This window comes from Lysobacter sp. BMK333-48F3 (assembly GCF_019733395.1).
Lineage (GTDB): Bacteria > Pseudomonadota > Gammaproteobacteria > Xanthomonadales > Xanthomonadaceae > Lysobacter.
Genome location: NZ_JAIHOO010000001.1, coordinates 373,189 through 392,106, shown reverse-complemented (window position 1 = coordinate 392,106; position 18,918 = coordinate 373,189). Strand labels below are relative to the sequence as shown.

The window sequence follows — 18,918 nt, the reverse complement described above, 5'->3', positions numbered from 1 at the left end:
GTGTCTATTCTATAAACCCAGAGAATCGTCCATTGGCGTCAAATCTTATCTCTCTGCCATCTGGCGCCCGTACACTTACTCCTCCTCGCCCTAATGGGGTAAATACAGAGTTGGGGTGTGTAAGAATATCTTCTACCTGAAACTGTCCTGCTGCATTTTTCGCGGCGGGGCCACCTCTCACAGCAGGAAATGGAGAGGTGTCACTACGCTGGCCAGCACCATGTTTGTCGAGCGCGCGCCCAGCTCGCGTTAATCCACTTCGATCAGGGGCCGCAGCAGCTTGAGCCATGGCGTTGACGTCATAATTCTGCCCCGTTAGGCGCCTCGTAATCTCGTCATTGAGCCGGTCGCTATTTTGCCTGCTGCGTGTAGGGCAGCTATTCGGCCAGAGTGATTGATGAGCAGCCCTTGTTAGGTACAGGGTTTGATTGAGTGAATTTACATCCTGCTGATTAGCACTACCTCCTCTCGGACCGATCGATTGAAACCTGAAAGTTGGGTTGAGAGCTTGTATTTGGTTAATCGTTGATCGGGCCTGAGTGGCTAGAGGAGTGTAAACATAGGTCACACTTCCACCGTTACCCCAGGTCCGAGGACCGCCTCCCGATCGTATCGTTTGCAGTCCGTTGGAGTCGATTCCAGTCAATGGATCAGATTCGACATAAGCGTATGTTGATATCCCGCCGTTGAATCCAATCGGATCACTCTGCACATACCTTCCGCTAGCCGCATCGTAATCCCGGAAGTAGTTGTAGAGCAGCCCAGTGTTAGCGTCATACCGCTGCCCCGGAAACCGCAGGTCGAACACGAACGCGGAGCCGTCCTGGTCGGGGTCTTGGTTGGGGGTGTCGTTGCCGAAGGCTTCGCCCTTGGCGTTCCAGGACCAGATGGCGACGTTGCGGGTGGCGTCGATCACCGTGCGCGGGGTGCCCAGGTGGTCGGGTTGGACGTAGTGCAGTTTCTGCGCGGTGCCGGCGCCGGCCAGGACGCCGACCGGGGACTCGCCCAGCCAGACGGCCTGCTGTTTCGTGGCGCCGTTGGCGTCGTAGTCGCCGAGCCAGTGGCCGGCTTCGTCGTACAGGGTGTAGATGGCGACCGGGCCGCTGGCGCCGTTGCTCGCCGCCACGCGTTCGCCCTTGGCGTTGTAGCGGTAGCTGCGGTTGACCACGCCGGCCAGCTTGACCTGGCTCATGCGGTCGTTGCCGTTGTAGACGAACTCCTTGGCCGTGCCGCCGATGCTGGTGGTGTTGCCGACGGCGTTGTAGCCGCGGGCGACGCCGCCGACGTTGCTCAGGCGGTGGCTGGTCGTCGGGTAGGTGTAGGTGGTCGTGGTGCCGCCATGCAGCAGGCTGGTGCGGTTGCCGGTGGCGTCGTAGCCGTAGGTTTCGATCGGGGTGTTGCTGGGGCCGTCGCGGGTGATCTTGAGCCGGCCCAGGTTGTCGTAGTCGTATTTAGCCAGCACCGCGCTCTGCAGGCCGTCCTTGAGCTCGGTCAGCTCGCCGACTTCGTTGTAGCCGTAGCCCAGCGACAGGCCGCCGGCGGCGTTGTCATGAATCGTCTTGGCGCGGTAGTCGAGGTCGTAGCTGCGGGCCAGGCTGCGGCCGTTGCCGTAGGTCCAGCCGGTGGCCGGGCCGAAGGGCTCGTAGGCGACGCCGTTGAGCAGCACCGTGCGCACGCCGCCGGCCGGCTTGACGCCCACTTCGGTGACCTGGTCCAGGGTGTTGCGGACGTAGTCGACGATGGCGTTGTCCGGGTAGGTGATGGTGCGCACCTGGCCGGAGGTCGTGTAGGCGTAGCGCAGGACGAAGGACTTGCTGTCGACCACCTGGACCTTACGCACCAGCTGGCCGTAGCGGTCGTAGCAGTACTTCAGCTCGGTGCCTTCGGTGCGCAGCGCGGTGACGCGGCCCAGGGCGAAGGTCTCGTCCGCGGCGCAGACCGCGTTGACCGTGTCGTAGTCGTATTCGACGTCGTTGCTGCCCGAACCGTAGGAGATCGTCTTCGGCCGGCCCAGGGCGTCGTAGGTGTAGCTGTGGGCGATGGCGTCGTTGGCGTCCTTCTTGGTCGCCAACTGGCCGGCGGGGTTGTAGCTGTAATCGGTGATGCCGGTGTTCGGGCTGCTCAGTTGGGTGCGGTCGCCGAAGCCGTTGTAGGCGTAGACCGTGTTCAGGCCCTTGGGGTCGGTGACCTGGGTGACCTGGTCGAAGGCGTTGTAGGCCAGTTGGGTCTCGACCGCCAGGCCGTTGACGTCCTGCAGCAGTCGGCTGAGCCGGTTGAGCGGGTCGTGGTTCTGGTCGCTGATCCGGCCCAGGGCGTCGGTGGTCAGGTCCGGGTTGCCGTCGGCGTCGTAGCTGAAGGTGGTGGCGTGGGCGGCGGCGTCCTTGGCCTGGTGCAGCTGGCCCAGCGAGTCGAACACCCGCGACAGGGTCTGGCGGACCGTGCCGGTCGGGGTCTGAGTGTCCTCCTGCTTGCGGTTGCCGGCCTTGTCCAGGGTGTACTGGAGCTTGTTGCCGGCCTTGTCGGTCACCGAGGTCAGGCGCTGGGCGGCGTCGTAGTTGTAGGTGACGTAGGCGCCGCCCGGCGGGGTGACCCGGCGCAGCAGGCCGGTCGGCCAGTACTCCATACGGGTGATGCGGTCGTCGGTTTCGACGGCGTTGTCGGCGCCGCGCAACTTGGTCGCGGCCAGCCAGCCGCGCGGGTGGTACTCGTAGTCGGTGACCACGTTGTTGGCATCGAGGATTGACAGCGGCCGGCCCTGCGGGTCGTAGCCGAGGATCTCGGTGGCGCGGCCAAGGGCGTCGACGGTCTTGCGCAGGTCGCCCTTGCGGTAGGTGCACAGCGCCGGCTGGGTGGCGCAGGTGCTGTCGTCGCTGCCGTAGTACTGGTAGGTCACTAAGTCGCTGACGTCGCTGCGCGGGCCGTCGACCGACTTCAGCAGGCCCAGGGTCGGGCAGGTGCTGTTGGCGGCGGCGACGTCGGCGGCTTCGCAGTAGGCGTAGGTGGTGGTGCGGGTCTGGTTGGTGGTGGTGTCGCGCACGGTGACCGTGACCGGCTGCAGGCGGGCGTTGCGGACGATCCGGGTCTCGCGGTTGCCGAGCTGGGTCAGCACGGTGCGGTTGCCGGCGATGTCGCGGCGTTCGAGGCTGGTGCGCTCCTGGGCCAGGCCGACGGCTTCCTTGACCGTATGCGTGCGCGCCGGCTGGCCGGTGACCGGGTCGTTGGCTTCGGCGTAGCTGTGCTTGGTCTGGGTGCCGTTGCGGTCGATGACGGTGTCCAGGCGGCGGCGGAAGTCGCTGGCGGCGTCGTAGAAGGTCTGGGACACCGGGCCACGGCTGTCGGTCAGGCCGGAAATCTTGCGTGGAAGAGCGCCTGCAACCGCCGTAAGGCCGAAGCTTTCCTGAGCGCCGAGCGCATCCGTGACCGTACCGCCGCCCTGCGGAGAGTAGGCCAGAGTCACGCCATCGTTGTCGCCGACATGGACGCTGGAGGTGACCCGGCCCTTGGCGTCGTAGGCAAAGGTGCTGAAGCGCGTATTGCTCTCGTCGGTCACCCCAGTCAAATGGCGGGTGAAGCGGGTGTCCTCATAGTGATACTTGCGCTGCTTCCCGTCGGCATAGGTCGCCGTTTCAACCAGCCCTACAGGGAACTCCGGGTACTCGAAGTAGTAGGTGTAGCTGACCAGCGTGGTGCCTTCCGACGAAATCGATGAGATCTGGGCGTCGCTGGATGTGTCGACATAATGGAATTGGATCGAACGCCCGGTCGAATGGGTGACGCGATCCAGCCGGCCGAACGGATCGTAGGTCAGGCTCAGCGACGTTCCGTCCTCGGCCGTCTCGGAGACGAGCCGCCCGGCGGCATCGAACTGCAGGACGCTGCCGTTGCGGTAAAGCGTCCAGCCGGTACCGGAAGAGACGATCCGGTCTCCGCTGTCGTTGGTGGCGAAATACGCGGCCCCCGTGTTCTTGAAGCGCTGTTGATAGCCGCCGGCATCGAGCAGGCCGATCGCCGTACCGCCGATCGCCAGGCGAGTGCCGAAGGAGTGCGACCATCCAGGACCGAACCCGGCCGTGCTGGTGGAGCTGCCCGAGTGGTAGTAGCGGGTCAGGCTGATCCAGCCCAGGTCGAAATCCGCTTCGATCTGGAATTTCTCGCCCGTCTTGACGTCGCAGGGATTGCCGACCAAGCCCGCCGATGAACTGCCGCCGTCCGTCTCGCAGGAGTTGACCCCGGAGGCCAAGGTCGCCGTGAGTTCGGCCGGATCAATGCAGGTGCCCTTGTCGTCGTTCCAGACCATGAACGGATTGGGGCATTGCAGACGTCGCTGCCGGGACAGCTCAGTCGGCTGAAGAGTTTGGACGGTGCAGGGATTCTCAGGCGTGTTCTCGCCCGTTTTCACCGATGGTAGGTAGCCGCGACGCTCAAACTTGCCTTCTTGTTCCGGGGATGCCGGAGTCCAGGCCTGAGTCGGCGTCATCGCCGCCGAGGGTGCGCAAGCCGGACTGGTGTCGTCGAGCATTTGAATCCAGAGCGCCAGCGCTTCGGCTTCGGTCGCGAAGCCTCCGCCCAGGTCGGAACCGTATTTCCAGTCGGGATCCTTCGGCGGGCCTTCGCCCATCCAGTAGGTGACGTGCAGGTTCCCGTCTTCGTCGACCTTGGTGTCCTTGACCTTGTCGACGTAGAGAAAGGCACCGTCCAACTCCGGCGTCGGCGCCGGCAGTTCCCAGATCGCTTCCGCTGCGAGGTTCTGGGTGTCGTATACGGTTGCGTGCCCGATGGGCTGGCTGATCTTCCACTTGATGCCGCTTTCCTGCGCATGGGCGCCGGCGCTCAAGGCGCAGGCAGCAGCCAGCAGGTAACGGGCGATGGTGGGTCGTGTTTTGCTTGCCCGACGGGCTGTCGGGCCGAGCCGGGGCGGCTCGAAATGTCTGATCGACATACCTGATCCTTGGTTCGAGATATACGGCTGCCGCTCGCTCTCCGGGATGAGCGAGGCGCAAGCCTGATAGGGGAGGGGGAAAGCGAGTGACGCAGAAAACCGAGTAGCGGCGTCCTCCTTCCTTGGCGACGGTATCGATCGGTGGCGGGCCATGCTCCGTGGCCGCGCGATCATGGTCGAAGACGGCAGGCTAAAAGGCAAGCGTCGCGGGCGCTGCGAGCCGCAGTTTTGCCGCATCGGTTTGAACGAATGTGCCATCGGCGCGAACGCGTAAAAACGTCGAAAAACGTCCGTGCCGGCGATCGTTGCGAGAAAGCGTTTCGGGCGAAACCAACGCCCCGGATCATGACATTCGCCACCGCATCGTCGCGGCCGTTGCGCAGCGCCGATTCGCGCCTCCGGCCGCCGGCCCAGCTGTGCTAGTTTTGGGCCAAGTCCTGAGAGCCCCCTATGTCCTCGAATCTGCGTCGCACCAAGATCCTCGCCACCCTCGGCCCGGCCACCGATCCGCCGGGCGTGCTGGACGCCCTGCTCAATGCCGGCGTCGACGTCGTCCGCCTGAACTTCTCCCACGGCGATCCGTCGGGGCAGGTGGCGCGGGCGCAGGCGGTGCGCGAGGCGGCGCAGCGGCAGGGGGTGGAGGTCGGGATCCTGGTCGACCTGCCGGGGCCGAAGATCCGCATCGAGCGCTTCGCCGAAGGCCGGGTGCTGCTCAAGGCCGGCGACCGTTTCGACCTGATCGCCAGCACCGACGCGCCGCCGGGCAATCTGCGCGAGGTCGGGGTTAGCTACCTCGGCCTGCCCAACGACGTCGCCCCGGGCGATGTGCTGCTGCTCGACGACGGCCTGCTGCAGCTGCGGGTCGGCGCGGTCGACGGCGCGCGCATCATCACCACCGTGCTCAACGACGGCGCTTTGTCGGACCGCAAGGGGCTGAACAAGCTCGGCGGCGGCCTGTCGCTGGGCGCGCTGACCGAGCGCGACAAGGAGCTGATCAAGATCGCCGCCGAGCTCGGCGCCGATTTCATCGCGGTGTCGTTCTGCCGCAACGCCGACGACATGCACGAGGCGCGCCGGATCGCCCGCGAGGCCGGCTGCGACGCCGCCCTGGTGTCGAAGATCGAGCGCGCCGAGGCGATCGAGAACCTGGGCGAGATCGTCGACGCCAGCGACGTGGTGATGGTCGCGCGCGGCGACCTGGGCGTGGAGATCGGCGACGCCGAGCTGCCCGGCTTGCAGAAGAAGATCATCCGCGAGTCGCTGGCGCGCAACCGGGTGGTGATCACCGCCACCCAGATGCTGCAGTCGATGGTCGACAACCCGATCCCGACCCGCGCCGAAGTGCTCGACGTCGCCAACGCGGTGATCGACGGCACCGACGCGGTGATGCTGTCGCAGGAATCGGCCGCCGGCCGCTATCCGGTCAAGGCGGTGGAGGCGATGGCGCGCATTTGCCTCGGCGCCGAGCGCCAGTTCGACCACGACACCGACTTCGAGGCCGCGCCGCGCAATCTCGAACGCGCCGACCAGGCGATCGCGATGGCGGCGATGTTCCTGACCGAGCACATCGGCGTGCGCGCGATCGTCGCCATGACCGAGTCCGGCGGCACCGTGCGCTTCCTGTCGCGGTTCCGCTCCAACGCGCCGATCTACGCCTTCTCGCGCCACGCCGGCGCGCGCCGGCGCATGGCGCTGATGCGCGACGTGTATCCGATCGATTTCGACAGTCGCGGCCTGGCCTCGCGCGATGCAGCGCGCAGCGCGGTCAAGCAGCTGTTCGACACCGGCAAGCTGGCCCAGGAAGAGCGGGTGATCTTCACCAGCGGCGACACCATGGAGCAGCACGGCGCGACCAATACCCTGCGCCTGTTGCAGGTCGGCGCGGGCGGCTGCGCCGAGGGGCTGGGCGAGTTGTAAGCCGGCCCGTCGCGGCTTTCATCGCGTAAACGAAAGGCCCAGCTCGCGCTGGGCCTTTCCGTATCCGCCGCAGGACAGGGTCTTTGCGGCTCAGGCGCCGGTGTAGCCGCCCGCGTACACCGGCTTCCATTGGCCGGATTGGCGGGTCCAGATCTGGTACGAGCTGCCTTCGTACTGGTGCAGGCGGAAGATCAGCTCGGCTTCGCCGTCGCCGTCCAGGTCCAGGGCGTCGTGGAAGGAGTGGGTCTCGATCATGTCGCCGCCGGTTTCGTCGCCGATGCTGCCGGCATTGCGGTACTGCTTGCCCGTGGCCTCCAGCACCAGGACCGCATCCAGGACGGTGTCGGCCTGATCGGCGCGCTTGGGCGGCACCGCCGCGTCGGCGGTGGCGACCAGCAGGCGCTGGCCGCCGGCCAGTACGACCGCGTTGACGCGCAGGCCGGCGCGCTGTTCTTCGTCGTAGGGGCGCAGGGCTTTGTCGATCGCTGCGCGGTCCAGGCGCTTGCCGGTCAGCATCGCGCGCAGTTCGCGCTCGACCGCGCGGCGTTCGTCGGCCGACAGCTTGGCCTCGACCCGCGCGGCGCCGGTGCCGAGGGTTTCGTTGCTGGCCAGCCCGGCCAACTTCTCATCGCGTTCGGTCGCGGGCGGATGGCGGACCTTGGCCTCCAGGCCCAGGCCGACCTCTTCGCCGCGTTCGATCACCTGGACCAGGCCGTCGCCGGCGCCGTGGCGGTAGAAGTGGAAGCCGCGCCAGACCGGGTAGGTGTCGTCGCCGGTGGTGGCCTCGGCGTAGCGGCCGCGGCCGTCGATGCGGGCGATCGCGGTGAGGTAGCCGTGGTCGACGCCGAACAGCAGGCGCGGCTCGCCGGCCAGGCGCTCGACCTTGGGCGCGGTCATGCGCTCGCGGCGTTCGATCGCCGCCCTCGCGGCGGCGTTGTCGCCGTCGGCCTGCAGGGCGTCGATCAGCAACTGGTGGCTGGCGCGCGAGAACGGGCTCAGCGCGATCGCGCGTTCGGCGACGGTGCGGCGTTCGGCGCCGGCGGCGCGGCGGTAGTCCTGTTCCAGCGAAGCCGCGGTCGGCGCGCGCGGGCCGAGCAGATCGGCGCGGATCCAGCCGACCGAGGGGTTGGGGCGTTCGGAGGTCGCCCGCACCCAGTCGCCGAGCAAGCACTGCACCAGCACCTCGGCGCCGATCGGCACCGAGGTCACCGCGCCGCCGTCGGCGCGCGGCAGCGAGCGCATCCGCGCCGCGTCGACCACGACGTAGCGGGTCGAGCGCTGCGGCTGGGCTTGGCATTTGGCGACCGCATCGCGGTACTCGCGGTCGGCGTCGCTGGATTGGGCCTGGGCGGCGGGTGCGGCGGCCAGAACGCTCAGCGCAAGCGCGGTCAGGGCCGGACGGAGCAGGGGGCGGGACGAAGAATTCGAAGACATGCGCGCGGTCCTTGTGCGGCGTTGGTTCGGCCGCAGAGCTTAGGGCGGCGGCGGTCGCGCTGTACAGCCCGGATCGGACCGCTGCCGCGCCCATCGATGGCACATCTCGCCGGCAGCGACGGCGGTGGGGTAAAAGGGGCGCGCGGCAGCCGCATGCGGGCGCCGCTTCGAACACCATGCAATCGAGGAAGCAATGAACAAGGAATTCGCAACCATCGTGCGGTCGACGCTGGCCGCCGCTCTGTTGGCCTCGGCGGGCTCGGCCTGGGCGGCCGACGGCGACGCCTACGACTTCGGCGGCATGTACGGCCTGTACCCGGCCGGCGGCACCGTGCAGTACTACGCCAACCCGGCCACCGGCGCGGCCAGTTGCCCGACCGGCTACGACGCCCACCTGGTCTACGGCACGGCCAACGTCGACTGGTCGATGTACCTGTGCACCCGCCCGCACCTCGCCGGACGCGCGCCGCTGTACGACTTCGGCGGCATGATCGGCCTGGCCAACAGTGCCGACAACGGCGCCTTGCCGTGGCGCGGCTATCACTACTTCGTCAATCCGTTCACCCGCACCCACGAGTGCCCGGACGGTTATCAGCGCCGCCAGGCGCTGGGCACGCCGAACGTCGACCACAACCTGTTCTATTGCTACCGGCCGCACGTCGAGGGCGGGTTGCGGATGGATTTCGCCGGCATGACCGGCGACGGCGCCGCGCCGTACGCCAACCCCGCCACCGGCGTCGCCCATACCTGCCCGAGCGGCTATTCGCGCTACACCGCATTGGGCAGCCCCAACATCGACTACACCTTCTACTACTGCGGCAAGCCGCAGAACGCGAGCCTGCAGCCGGCGGGCAAGGGCAGCCTGGGGCTGGGCGAGCCGATCGTGCCGAATGCGGTCTCGCGTTATCCGCACGATCCGGCGCAACAGCAGGCTGACGTCGACCGGCAGGTGCTGTTGGCCAAGGGGCTGCGTCCGCGGGTGTTCCGGATGTGGATGCTCAATACCCACATCCTGACCGACGAAAACACCCTGGGGCCCTATGCCCACCTGCATCAGCGCGCGGTACAGGCCTTGGCCGACGCCAACATCACCCTGGTCGGGGTGGACAATTCGTTTCCTGCCTGGCTGACCGGGGTGCCGGAGCGGTCCGGCGGGGCCTGGATCCTGCCGTGTCCGGAATCGGGTTCGGCGACGTATGCCAGCTTCCTGCAGCGCTACGAAAAGAGCTGGACTACCATCGCCCGTACCTATCCGCAGATCAAGCTGTGGCAGGTCGCGAACGAGACCAATGGCGTGAACGTGTTCGCGGCGCCGCTGGCGGGGCAGCCCGGCGCTTGCGCCAATGGGCGCGTCCAGTTCAACGACCAGGACCGGGTCGACATCACCATGGACCTGATGCTGCATGCGCGCCGCGGCATCAAGGCCGGCAATCCGCAGGCGCTGGCCTTCTTCCCGCCGCCGTCGCCGCTCGGCGACGTCAGCCTTGCGCCGATCGCCAATTTCATAGGCGCGGTCTACGCCAACATCGCCGCCGGCAACCGGCCCAGCACCAGCGCGCGCGACTACTTCGACGGCGTGTCCTGGCATCCGTACATCTTCGGCGATGCGACCGCGGCCAGCTGGCTGCAGACCAACAACGCCATCCACGACGTGCTGGAGAATTACGGCGACGGCGATGTGCCGGTGATCCTGTCCGAGGCCGGCAATTCGTCAGTGTCCTGCAGCGCCGGCTCGTGCCAGGAGCGTTCGGCGACCCAGTTGCGCGACTGGATGCAGCACACCCTGGAGTTGAGCCAGTCGCCGGAGGCCTCGGCGATGCCGTGGCTGACCTATCTGATCTGGTTCCGGATGAGCGACGTGCACAGCGACCTGATCACGGCGCCCGATCCCGAGCACCACTACGGCATCTTGAAGGGCGACAACAACACGCCGTCGCCGTCGTCGAATCTGTTCTGCCAGTACACCGGGTGCTACTCGCTGGAGAGCATTCCGTTCTGAGGTGTAACCGCCGGCGGACGGCCAGACCGTCCGCCGGTGCCCGACGGGATTTCGGCATGGAGCGCCCCGGCGTCGGCTCGCGTGCGGGCGGAGGCGGACGCAACTGTGTAAGCAGCGTGCCTCGGCCGTCGAGTTGACGGCCCGCATGCCTCGGCTGCGGGCTGGATCGGGGTGCGATGCTCCCGATGACATCGGTGTCGGTCGCTACGGCCGCCCCGTTTTGTAACCGGTTACCCGCGCCGCACGTCGCAAGTCCCTGATTGAACAGGGCGCAGTCAGGGCAGTGTTCACCGGCAGCGGCTATAATCGCGGGCTTCCCACCGCTCCCGCAGGATCTCCATGAGCATCGAACAGCTTGCCGAAACCGCCCAGGCCATGGTCGCCGCGGGCAAGGGCATCATCGCGATCGACGAGTCGAACGCCACCATCGCCAAGCGCTTCGCCGGCGTCGGCATCGACAACACCGAAGAAAATCGCCGCGCCTACCGCGAGCTGCTGCTGACCACGCCGAAGATCGGCGACTACATCTCCGGCGCGATCCTGTACGACGAAACCATCCGCCAGTCGACCAAGGCCGGCGTGCCGTTCACCAAGATCATGATGGACAACGGCGTGATCCCGGGCATCAAGGTCGACAAGGGCCCGCAGCCGCTGGCCGGTTTCCCGGGCGAAGTGGTCACCGAAGGCCTCGACGGCCTGCGCGCGCGCCTGGAGGAGTACTACAAGCTCGGCGCCCGCTTCGCCAAGTGGCGCGCGGTGATCAACATCGGCGACGACATCCCCTCGGGCACCTGCATCGAGGCCAACAGCCACGCCCTGGCGCGCTACGCCGCGCTGTGCCAGGAGCAGGGCCTGGTGCCGATGGTCGAGCCGGAAGTGATCATGGACGGCAGCCACGACATCGACACCTGCTTCGAAGTCACCGAAGTCACCCTGCGCTCGCTGTTCGGCGCTCTGTACGAGCACAGCGTGCTGCTGGAAGGCACCATCCTGAAGGCCTCGATGGTCCTGCCGGGCACCCTGGCCGCGGACAAGGCCAGCGTCGAGGAAGTCGCCGCCGCCACCCTGCAGTGCCTGAAGTCGACCGTGCCGGCGACCCTGCCGGGCATCGTGTTCCTGTCCGGCGGCCAGTCCGACGAGGACGCCACCGCCCACCTCAACGCGATGAACCTGATGGGCCCGAACCCGTGGCCGCTGTCGTTCTCCTACGGCCGCGCCATGCAGTCGGCGGCGCTGAAGCTGTGGTCGCAGGACCTGGCCGGCAACGTCGCCAAGGCCCAGCAGACCGTGTACGAGCGCGCCAAGGCCAACGGCCTGGCCGCGCTGGGCCAGTGGCAGAAGGCGGCCTGAGCCGACCCCGTCCGCTGATCCAGCTTCGAAAACGCCGGCCCTGCGCCGGCGTTTTCGTTTTTGCGCCGCAGACCGCGCACCGCCGGTGCGCGCGACCGGCGCCGGCCGTAAGCTGCGGGTCTTGCCGCAGGGAAGCCATGCCATGACCGAGACCTCCATGCCGACCATCCCGCCGGCCGCCGCCGCCGCGGTGCGCGCCGGACACACGATCGAGGCGATCAAGCTGGTGCGGGAGGCCAACCCGGGCATGCGCCTGGCCGAGGCCAAGGAGGCGGTCGAGGCCTATATCGAGGCGGGCGGCTGGAACGCCGCGCCGGCCGCGGCCGAACCGGCATCGGCGCCGCGCACCACCGGCGGGCTGCCGGACGACGCGGTGAGCCTGTTGCGCAGCGGCCGCCGGCTGGAGGCGGTGAAGCGGGTGCGCGAGGCGCTGGGGCTGGGCCTGCGCGACGCCCTGTCCAAGGTCGAAGCGTTCGAGGCGGAAGAAGACAAGGCCTTCGTCTCCGGCCGCGCGCCGGTGATGGCCGCGGTGCCGGGCGATGTCGCCATGGCCTTGTTGCGCGGCGACCGCGAGGGCGCACTGGAACTGTTGCAGAACCGCCACGGCCTGGAGCCGATGGAGGCCCTGCGCCAGGTCTTGCTGCACGAGCGCCAGCGGATCGGCCGCGGCGGCGGACGCCAGCAGGCCACCGTGGCCGCCGGCGACGGCGGCGGACGCTGGCTGGTGTGGGCCGCGCTCGCGGCCCTGCTGGCCGGCGGCGCCTGGTACGTATTGGCCTGAGGCGCAGGCGAGCCGCAAGAGACGCCGCCGATCCCGCCTGAGGTCACGCCCGCGCAGGCGGGCATCCAGGGCTTTATCCGGGTATGACTCCGAACTCGCAGGGACGCAGGGGGTTAAGCGCGCTTAACCCCCTCCGTCCCTGTAACCACGCCTATAACCGCGCTTATCCCAGCGACGCCAGCCACTCGTCGTCGCTGCCCTCGGCGATGCCTTCGAACAGGAAGGTGCTGAGGTAGCGCTCGCCGGTGTCCGGCAGCATCGCCAGGATCACCGCGCCGGGTTCGGCGGTGCGCGCCACTTCCAGCGCCGCCGCCGCGGTGGCGCCGGCGGAGATGCCGACGAAGACGCCTTCCTCGGCGGCGAGCCGGCGCGCGGTGTCGCGGGCGAGCACGTCGTCGACCGACAGGATCGCGTGCGCGGCATTGCGGTTGAGCACCGCCGGGACGAAGTCCGGGGTCCAGCCCTGGATCTTGTGCGGCTGCCATTCCTTGCCGCTGAGCAGGGCCGCGCCGGCCGGCTCGCAGGCGGTGATCTGCACTTCGGGGCGGGCCAGGCGCAGCATCTCGCCGACCCCGGTGAGGGTGCCGCCGGTGCCCCAGCCGCTGACGAAATGATCCAGCCGGCGGCCGGCGAAGTCCTGCAGGATTTCCGCGGCGGTGGTGCTGCGGTGGTAGGCGGGGTTGGCCGGGTTCTCGAACTGGCGGGCCAGGAACCAGCCGTGCTTCTGCGCCAGTTCGGCGGCGCGCCGGACCATGCCGCTGCCGCGTTCGGCGGCCGGGGTCAGGATCACCTTGGCGCCGTAGGCGCGCATCAGCTTGCGCCGCTCGATCGAGAAGGTCTCGCTCATCGTCGCCACGAACTTGTAGCCGCGCGCGGCGCAGACCATCGCCAGGGCCACGCCGGTGTTGCCCGAGGTCGCTTCGATCACGGTGTCGCCGGGCTTGAGCAGGCCGCGCGCCTCGGCGTCGAGCACGATCGCCAGGGCCAGGCGGTCCTTGACCGAACCGCCGGGGTTGAAGGCCTCGACCTTGGCGTACAGGGTCACGTGGTCGGGGGCGAGGCGGTGCAGGCGCACCACCGGCGTGCGGCCGACGGTGTCGAGAATGCTGTCGTGGATCATGGCGAAGACTCCTGACCTAATCCTTGGGGGAAGTGCTGCGAGTATGAACTTCGCCGGCCGGCGCGGCGGCGCCGCCGCGGTTACCGGACTGCAACACCGGTCGCGGCCCGAACACATGGCCGGCACGACTTTGCCGATACGGTGGTCAACCAATGGCCCACGCATGCGTTCATGACCCACCGCTAGACTCGCGCGGTTTGCTGGCCGCGCGCGTCGCGTCCGCCGCGCGTTCCGTCCGCCGCAGCCCCGATCGGGCCGCGCCGGTCCGCGCCGTCGCCCCTCCGGGCCCCCGTTCAGAGAACCGCATGCGATCCAGTACCGGCCTTCCCCTGTGTTTCGTCCTCGCTTCCGCGCTCGCCCTGGCCGCCTGCGGCAAGGGCGAGGCGCGGAAGCGAGGACGAAACACAGGGGAAGGCCGGTACTGGATCGCATGCGGTTCTCTGAACGGGGGCCCGGAGGGGCGACGGCGCGGACCGGCGCGGCCCGATCGGGGCTGCGGCGGACGGAACGCGCGGCGGACGCGACGCGCGCGGCCAGCAAACCGCGCGAGTCTAGCGGTGGGTCATGAACGCATGCGTGGGCCATTGGTTGACCACCGTATCGGCAAAGTCGTGCCGGCCATGTGTTCGGGCCGCGACCGGTGTTGCAGTCCGGTAACCGCGGCGGCGCCGCCGCGGTTACCGGACTGCAACACCGGTCGCGGCCCGAACACATGGCCGGCACGACTTTGCCGATACGGTGGTCAACCAATGGCCCACGCATGCGTTCATGACCCACCGCTAGACTCGCGCGGTTTGCTGGCCGCGCGCGTCGCGTCCGCCGCGCGTTCCGTCCGCCGCAGCCCCGATCGGGCCGCGCCGGTCCGCGCCGTCGCCCCTCCGGGCCCCCGTTCAGAGAACCGCATGCGATCCAGTACCGGCCTTCCCCTGTGTTTCGTCCTCGCTTCCGCGCTCGCCCTTGCCGCAGGCGGCCAGGGCGGCGACCGGCCGGTGCCGGTGACGGTCGAATCGGTGCGGCTGCGGCCGTGGAACGACAGCCTGCAGGCGCTGGGCAACGTCAAGGCGCGCGAGTCGATCACGGTCACTGCCAAGGTCAGCGAAATCGTCCAGACCGTGCACTTCGACAGCGGCGACCGGGTCGCCGCCGGCGCCTCGCTGGTCACCCTCAGCGGCAAGGCCCAGCAGGCCGCCCTGGCCCAGGCCGAGGCCGCCGCCAAGGAGGCCGACACCCTGTACCAGCGCCAGAGCGAGCTGGCCGCGCAGCAGCTGATCGCGCGCTCGGCGCTGGACACCCAGCGCGCCACCCGCGATGCCACCCGCGCCCGGGTCGAACAGATGAAAGCCGACATCGGCGACCGGGTGATCCGCGCGCCGTTCGCCGGCGTGCTCGGCATCCGCCAGGTCAGCCCCGGCTCGCTGGTCACCCCGGGCACGCCGATCGCCACCCTCGACGACACCGACCGGGTCTATGTCGATTTCCCGGTGCCGGAAACCCGCCTGGCGAGCCTGGCCCGCGGCCAGCGCGTCGACGGCGGCAGCGCCGCCTATCCGGGGCGCAAGTTCGAAGGCACGGTCGGCACGGTCGATGCGCGGGTCGATCCGGCCACGCGCGCGATCACCGTGCGCGGCGAGTTCGCCAACCCCGAGCACCTGCTGCGCCCGGGCATGCTGATCCAGGTGACCCTGCTGCAGCCCGAGCGCCAGGCCTTGCTGGTGCCGGAGATCGCGGTGGTCCAGGTCGGTACCGATTCCTACGTGTTCCGGGTCCAGCCCGACCAGACGGTGGAGCGCGCCGACGTGCGGGTCGGCGCGCGCCGCGAGGGACTGGCCGAAATCGTCGAAGGCCTGAAGGTCGGCGACCGCATCGTCGTCGACGGCACCGGCAAGCTGCGCGTCGGCAGCAAGATCGCCGCCGCCACCGGCAAGGCGCCTGCGGCCCAGGCCGCCGGCGAGCAGGGCCGCAAGCATGACTGAGCCCTCGCGCCTGTCCGAATGGCTGCGCGCGCTGCTGCCGGCATTGCCGGGCGCGGCGCGCGATGACGCGGCGGCGGACCCGGCCGCCGCCGAGCGAGACCGCGACGGCGCCAAGCCGGCGCCGGTCTACATCGCGCCCAAGCGCCGCGACGGCCGGAGCGACGGCCGGTGATGCTCTCCGACGTTTCGATCCGCCGTCCCGTGTTCGCCACGGTGATGAGCCTGCTGCTGATCGTGCTCGGGGTGATGGCGTTCTCGCGCCTGACCCTGCGCGAATTGCCGGCGATCGACCCGCCGGTGGTCTCGGTCGACGTGACCTATCCCGGCGCTTCGGCGGCGGTGGTGGAAACCCGCATCACCCAGGTGCTGGAGGACGCCCTGGCCGGCATCGAGGGCATCGAAAGCATCGAGTCGCGCAGCGTCAACGGCCGCGCCTCGATCAGCATCGAGTTCACCCTGCAGCGCGAGATCGAGGCCGCCGCCAACGACGTGCGCGACGCGGTCAGCCGGGTGTCGAACCGGATGCCGGAAGAGGCCGACCCGCCGCAGATCGAGAAGGTCGAGAGCGACGCCGACCCGATCCTGTGGTTGAACATGAGCTCCAAGCAGATGGACACGCTGCAGCTGTCCGACTATGCGGAGCGCTACGTGGTCGACCGGCTGTCCTCGGTCGACGGCGTGGCTCAGGTGCGGATCGGCGGCCAGCAGCGCTACGCGATGCGGATCTGGCTGGACCAGAACGCGCTGGCCGCGCGCGGCATCACCGTCAACGAGGTCGAGGCCGCGCTGCGCGCCGAGAACGTCGAACTGCCGGCCGGCCGGATCGAATCGGAATCGCGCGACTTCACCCTGCGCGTGGCGCGCAGCTACCAGAAGCCCGAAGACTTCGCCCAGATTCCGCTGAGCAAGGGCGCCGACGGCTATGTGGTGCGGCTGGGCGACGTGGCCCGGATCCAGCTCGACTCGGCCGAGCGCCGCGCCTACTACCGCAGCAACGGCGAGCCCAACATCGGCCTGGGCATCGTCAAGACTTCCACCGCCAACAGCCTGGACGTGGCCCGGGCGATCCGCGACGAGGCCGACGTGATCCGGCCCAGCCTGCCGGAAGGCACCGACATCTTCGTCGCCTTCGACACCACCATCTTCATCGAGTCGGCGGTCGAGCGCGTGTACCACACGCTGTTCGAGGCGATGGCCCTGGTGTTGATCGTGATCTGGCTGTTCCTGGGCAGCTTCCGCGCCGCGCTGATCCCGGCGGTGACGGTGCCGGTATGCCTGATCGCGGCCTTCATCCCGCTGTACGCGTTCGGCTTCTCGATCAACCTGCTGACCCTGCTGGCGCTGGTGCTGTGCATCGGCCTGGTGGTCGACGACGCGATCGTGGTGCTGGAGAACATCCAGCGCCGTGCCGACCTGGGCGAGCCCAAGCTGGTCGCCGCCGCGCGCGGCACCAAGCAGGTGGCGTTCGCGGTGATCGCGACCACCGCGGTGCTGGTCGCGGTGTTCCTGCCGGTCGGCTTCATGGAAGGCAACACCGGGCGGCTGTTCCGCGAGCTGTCGGTGGCCCTGGCCGGCGCGGTCGCGCTGTCGGCCTTCGTCGCGTTGACCCTGACGCCGATGATGTCGTCCAAGTTCGTGCGTCCGCACAGCGAAGAGAAGTCCAACCCGATCAACCGCTGGGTCAACGCGCGCCTGGACGGCATCGGCCGCCGCTACCGGCGCCTGCTCGACCACAGCGTCGAGCGGCCGTGGCTGTTCGGCGCGCTGATGCTGGCCGCGCTGGCGCTGAGCTTCGGCCTGTTCAAGCTGGTGCCCTCGGAACTGGCGCCGCAGGAAGACCGCGGCTCGTTCCAGATCTCGATCCTCGGCCCGGAAGGCGCCGGCTTCGACTACACGGTCAAGCAGGTGCAGCAGGTCGAGAAGATCGTCGCCTCGCACACCGGCCCGGACCAGACCATCCAGCGCTACAACCCGCGCGTGCCCGGCGGCTTCGGCGCCAGCGAGGAAATGCATACCGGCCGGATCGCGGTGTTCCTGCAGGACTGGGACAAGCGCGAGCAGAGCACGGCCCAGGTCGCCGACAGCCTGCGCGCCGAGCTCGGCCAGCTGACCGGCGTGCGCGCGCTGCCGCAGGTCGGCGGCGGCCTGGTGCGCACCCGCGGCCAGCCGATCCAGATCGTGCTCGGCGGCCCCGAGTACGCGCAACTGGCGCAGTGGCGCGACCGCCTGCTGGCGCGGATCGAACAGAACAAGGGCATGTTCTCGGCCGACTCGGACTACAAGGAAACCCGGCCGCAGATGCGGGTCGAGATCGACCGCCAGCGCGCCGCCGACCTCGGCGTCAGCGTCACCGACATCGGCCACGCCCTGGAGACCCTGATGGGCTCGCGCCGGGTCACCACCTTCGTCCAGAACGGCGAGGAGTACGACGTGATCGCCCAGGCCGACCGGGTGCTGCGCGCCTCGCCGGAAGACCTGGCGGCGATCCAGGTGCGCGCCCGCGACGGCGGCCTGGTGCCGCTATCGAACCTGGTCACGCTCAACGAATTGGCCGAGCCCGGCAGCCTGAACCGCTTCAACCGCCTGCGCGCGATCACCATCAGCGCCGGCCTCGCGCCGGGCTACACCATGGGCGAGGCGATCGCCTGGCTCAATCAGGTGGTGGCCGAGGAACTGCCGGAGCAGGCCCAGATCGACTGGAAGGGCGAGTCGCGCGAATACCAGAAGGCCGGCGGCGCGGTGCTGATGACCTTCACCCTGGCCTTGCTGGTGGTGTATCTGGTGCTGGCGGCGCAGTTCGAAAGCTTCATCCATCCGTTCGTGATCATGCTGACCGTGCCGCTGGGCGTGCTCGGCGCCTTGCTCGGCCTGTGGATGACCGGCGGCACGCTCAATCTGTTCAGCCAGATCGGCATCGTCATGCTGGTCGGCCTGGCGGCGAAGAACGGCATCCTGATCGTCGAGTTCGCCAACCAGTTGCGCGATGAAGGCCGGTCGATCCACGACGCGATCGTCGAGGCCTCGGCGGTGCGGTTGCGGCCGATCCTGATGACCTCGATCGCGACCGTGGTCGGCGCGGTGCCGCTGGTGCTGGCCGGCGGTCCCGGCTCGGCCAGCCGGGCGACGATCGGCGTGGTGGTGATCTTCGGCGTCTCGTTCTCGACCTTGCTGTCGCTGTTCATCGTGCCGGCGTTCTACGTGTTGCTGGCGCGCTACACCAAGTCGCCCGAAGCCGTCGCGCACGAGTTGGAGAAGCTGGAACAGGAAACCCCGCAGGCCGGTGGCCACGCCTGACGGGCTTTTGTAGGAGCGGCGTGAGCCGCGACAACCGAAGCGGTGTACGCAAGCGTCGTGTCCGCAGACCGGATGAACGGCAAAGGCGACGGCTGGCCGGGGTTCCGGGCT

The 18,918-nt window shown here is 68.6% G+C and carries 10 protein-coding genes; 7 read left to right on the top strand and 3 right to left on the bottom strand.

The window, feature by feature from the left end; all coding sequences use genetic code 11:
* Positions 1-4: 4 nt before the first annotated feature.
* Positions 5-4,699 carry an RHS repeat-associated core domain-containing protein gene (locus K4L06_RS01450; protein WP_221669701.1) on the bottom strand — a complete coding sequence of 1,565 codons (4,695 nt, stop codon included), beginning with the start codon at positions 4,697-4,699 and terminating at the stop codon, positions 5-7.
* A gap of 690 nt (positions 4,700-5,389) precedes the next feature.
* Here K4L06_RS01450 and pyk point away from each other — a divergent pair.
* Positions 5,390-6,856: a pyruvate kinase gene (gene pyk / locus K4L06_RS01445; RefSeq protein WP_221669700.1), complete on the top strand. Its 1,467-nt coding sequence runs from the start codon at positions 5,390-5,392 to the stop codon at positions 6,854-6,856.
* Positions 6,857-6,946: 90 nt separating this feature from the next.
* On the opposite strand, the gene K4L06_RS01440 is transcribed toward pyk, so the two are convergent.
* The gene (locus tag K4L06_RS01440) at positions 6,947-8,290 is read right to left on the bottom strand and encodes a hypothetical protein (RefSeq protein WP_221669699.1); all 1,344 of its coding nucleotides are present in this window, start codon (positions 8,288-8,290) and stop codon (positions 6,947-6,949) included.
* A 193-nt stretch (positions 8,291-8,483) separates the two neighbouring features.
* Here K4L06_RS01440 and K4L06_RS01435 point away from each other — a divergent pair, with 193 nt between their 5' ends.
* The 3 genes from K4L06_RS01435 to K4L06_RS01425 all read left to right on the top strand — a co-directional run bounded on the left by K4L06_RS01435 (position 8,484) and on the right by K4L06_RS01425 (position 12,420).
* On the top strand, positions 8,484-10,289 hold the full coding sequence (locus K4L06_RS01435) for a hypothetical protein (RefSeq protein WP_221669698.1): 1,806 nt from the start codon (positions 8,484-8,486) through the stop codon (positions 10,287-10,289).
* A 339-nt stretch (positions 10,290-10,628) separates the two neighbouring features.
* Positions 10,629-11,639: a class I fructose-bisphosphate aldolase gene (locus tag K4L06_RS01430; protein ID WP_221669697.1), complete on the top strand. Its 1,011-nt coding sequence runs from the start codon at positions 10,629-10,631 to the stop codon at positions 11,637-11,639.
* A gap of 142 nt (positions 11,640-11,781) precedes the next feature.
* Complete coding sequence (locus tag K4L06_RS01425; protein ID WP_221669696.1) at positions 11,782-12,420, top strand: hypothetical protein; 639 nt, start codon at positions 11,782-11,784, stop codon at positions 12,418-12,420.
* Between the two features lie 163 nt (positions 12,421-12,583).
* Here K4L06_RS01425 and cysK read toward each other — a convergent pair whose 3' ends face one another.
* Positions 12,584-13,540: a cysteine synthase A gene (gene cysK / locus K4L06_RS01420; RefSeq protein WP_221669695.1), complete on the bottom strand. Its 957-nt coding sequence runs from the start codon at positions 13,538-13,540 to the stop codon at positions 12,584-12,586.
* A 902-nt stretch (positions 13,541-14,442) separates the two neighbouring features.
* Here cysK and K4L06_RS01415 point away from each other — a divergent pair.
* From K4L06_RS01415 to K4L06_RS01405, 3 genes are read left to right on the top strand one after another with little or no spacing between them, the layout of a single operon-like run.
* Positions 14,443-15,513 carry an efflux RND transporter periplasmic adaptor subunit gene (locus K4L06_RS01415; protein WP_221669694.1) on the top strand — a complete coding sequence of 357 codons (1,071 nt, stop codon included), beginning with the start codon at positions 14,443-14,445 and terminating at the stop codon, positions 15,511-15,513.
* Positions 15,506-15,685, top strand: coding sequence for a hypothetical protein (locus K4L06_RS01410; RefSeq protein ID WP_221669693.1), 180 nt, complete (start codon positions 15,506-15,508; stop codon positions 15,683-15,685). The genes K4L06_RS01415 and K4L06_RS01410 overlap by 8 nt, the downstream gene beginning before the upstream one ends.
* Positions 15,682-18,807 (top strand): efflux RND transporter permease subunit, encoded by a 3,126-nt coding sequence (locus tag K4L06_RS01405; protein WP_221669692.1) that lies wholly within the window; start codon positions 15,682-15,684, stop codon positions 18,805-18,807. The genes K4L06_RS01410 and K4L06_RS01405 overlap by 4 nt, the downstream gene beginning before the upstream one ends.
* Positions 18,808-18,918 lie beyond the last annotated feature (111 nt).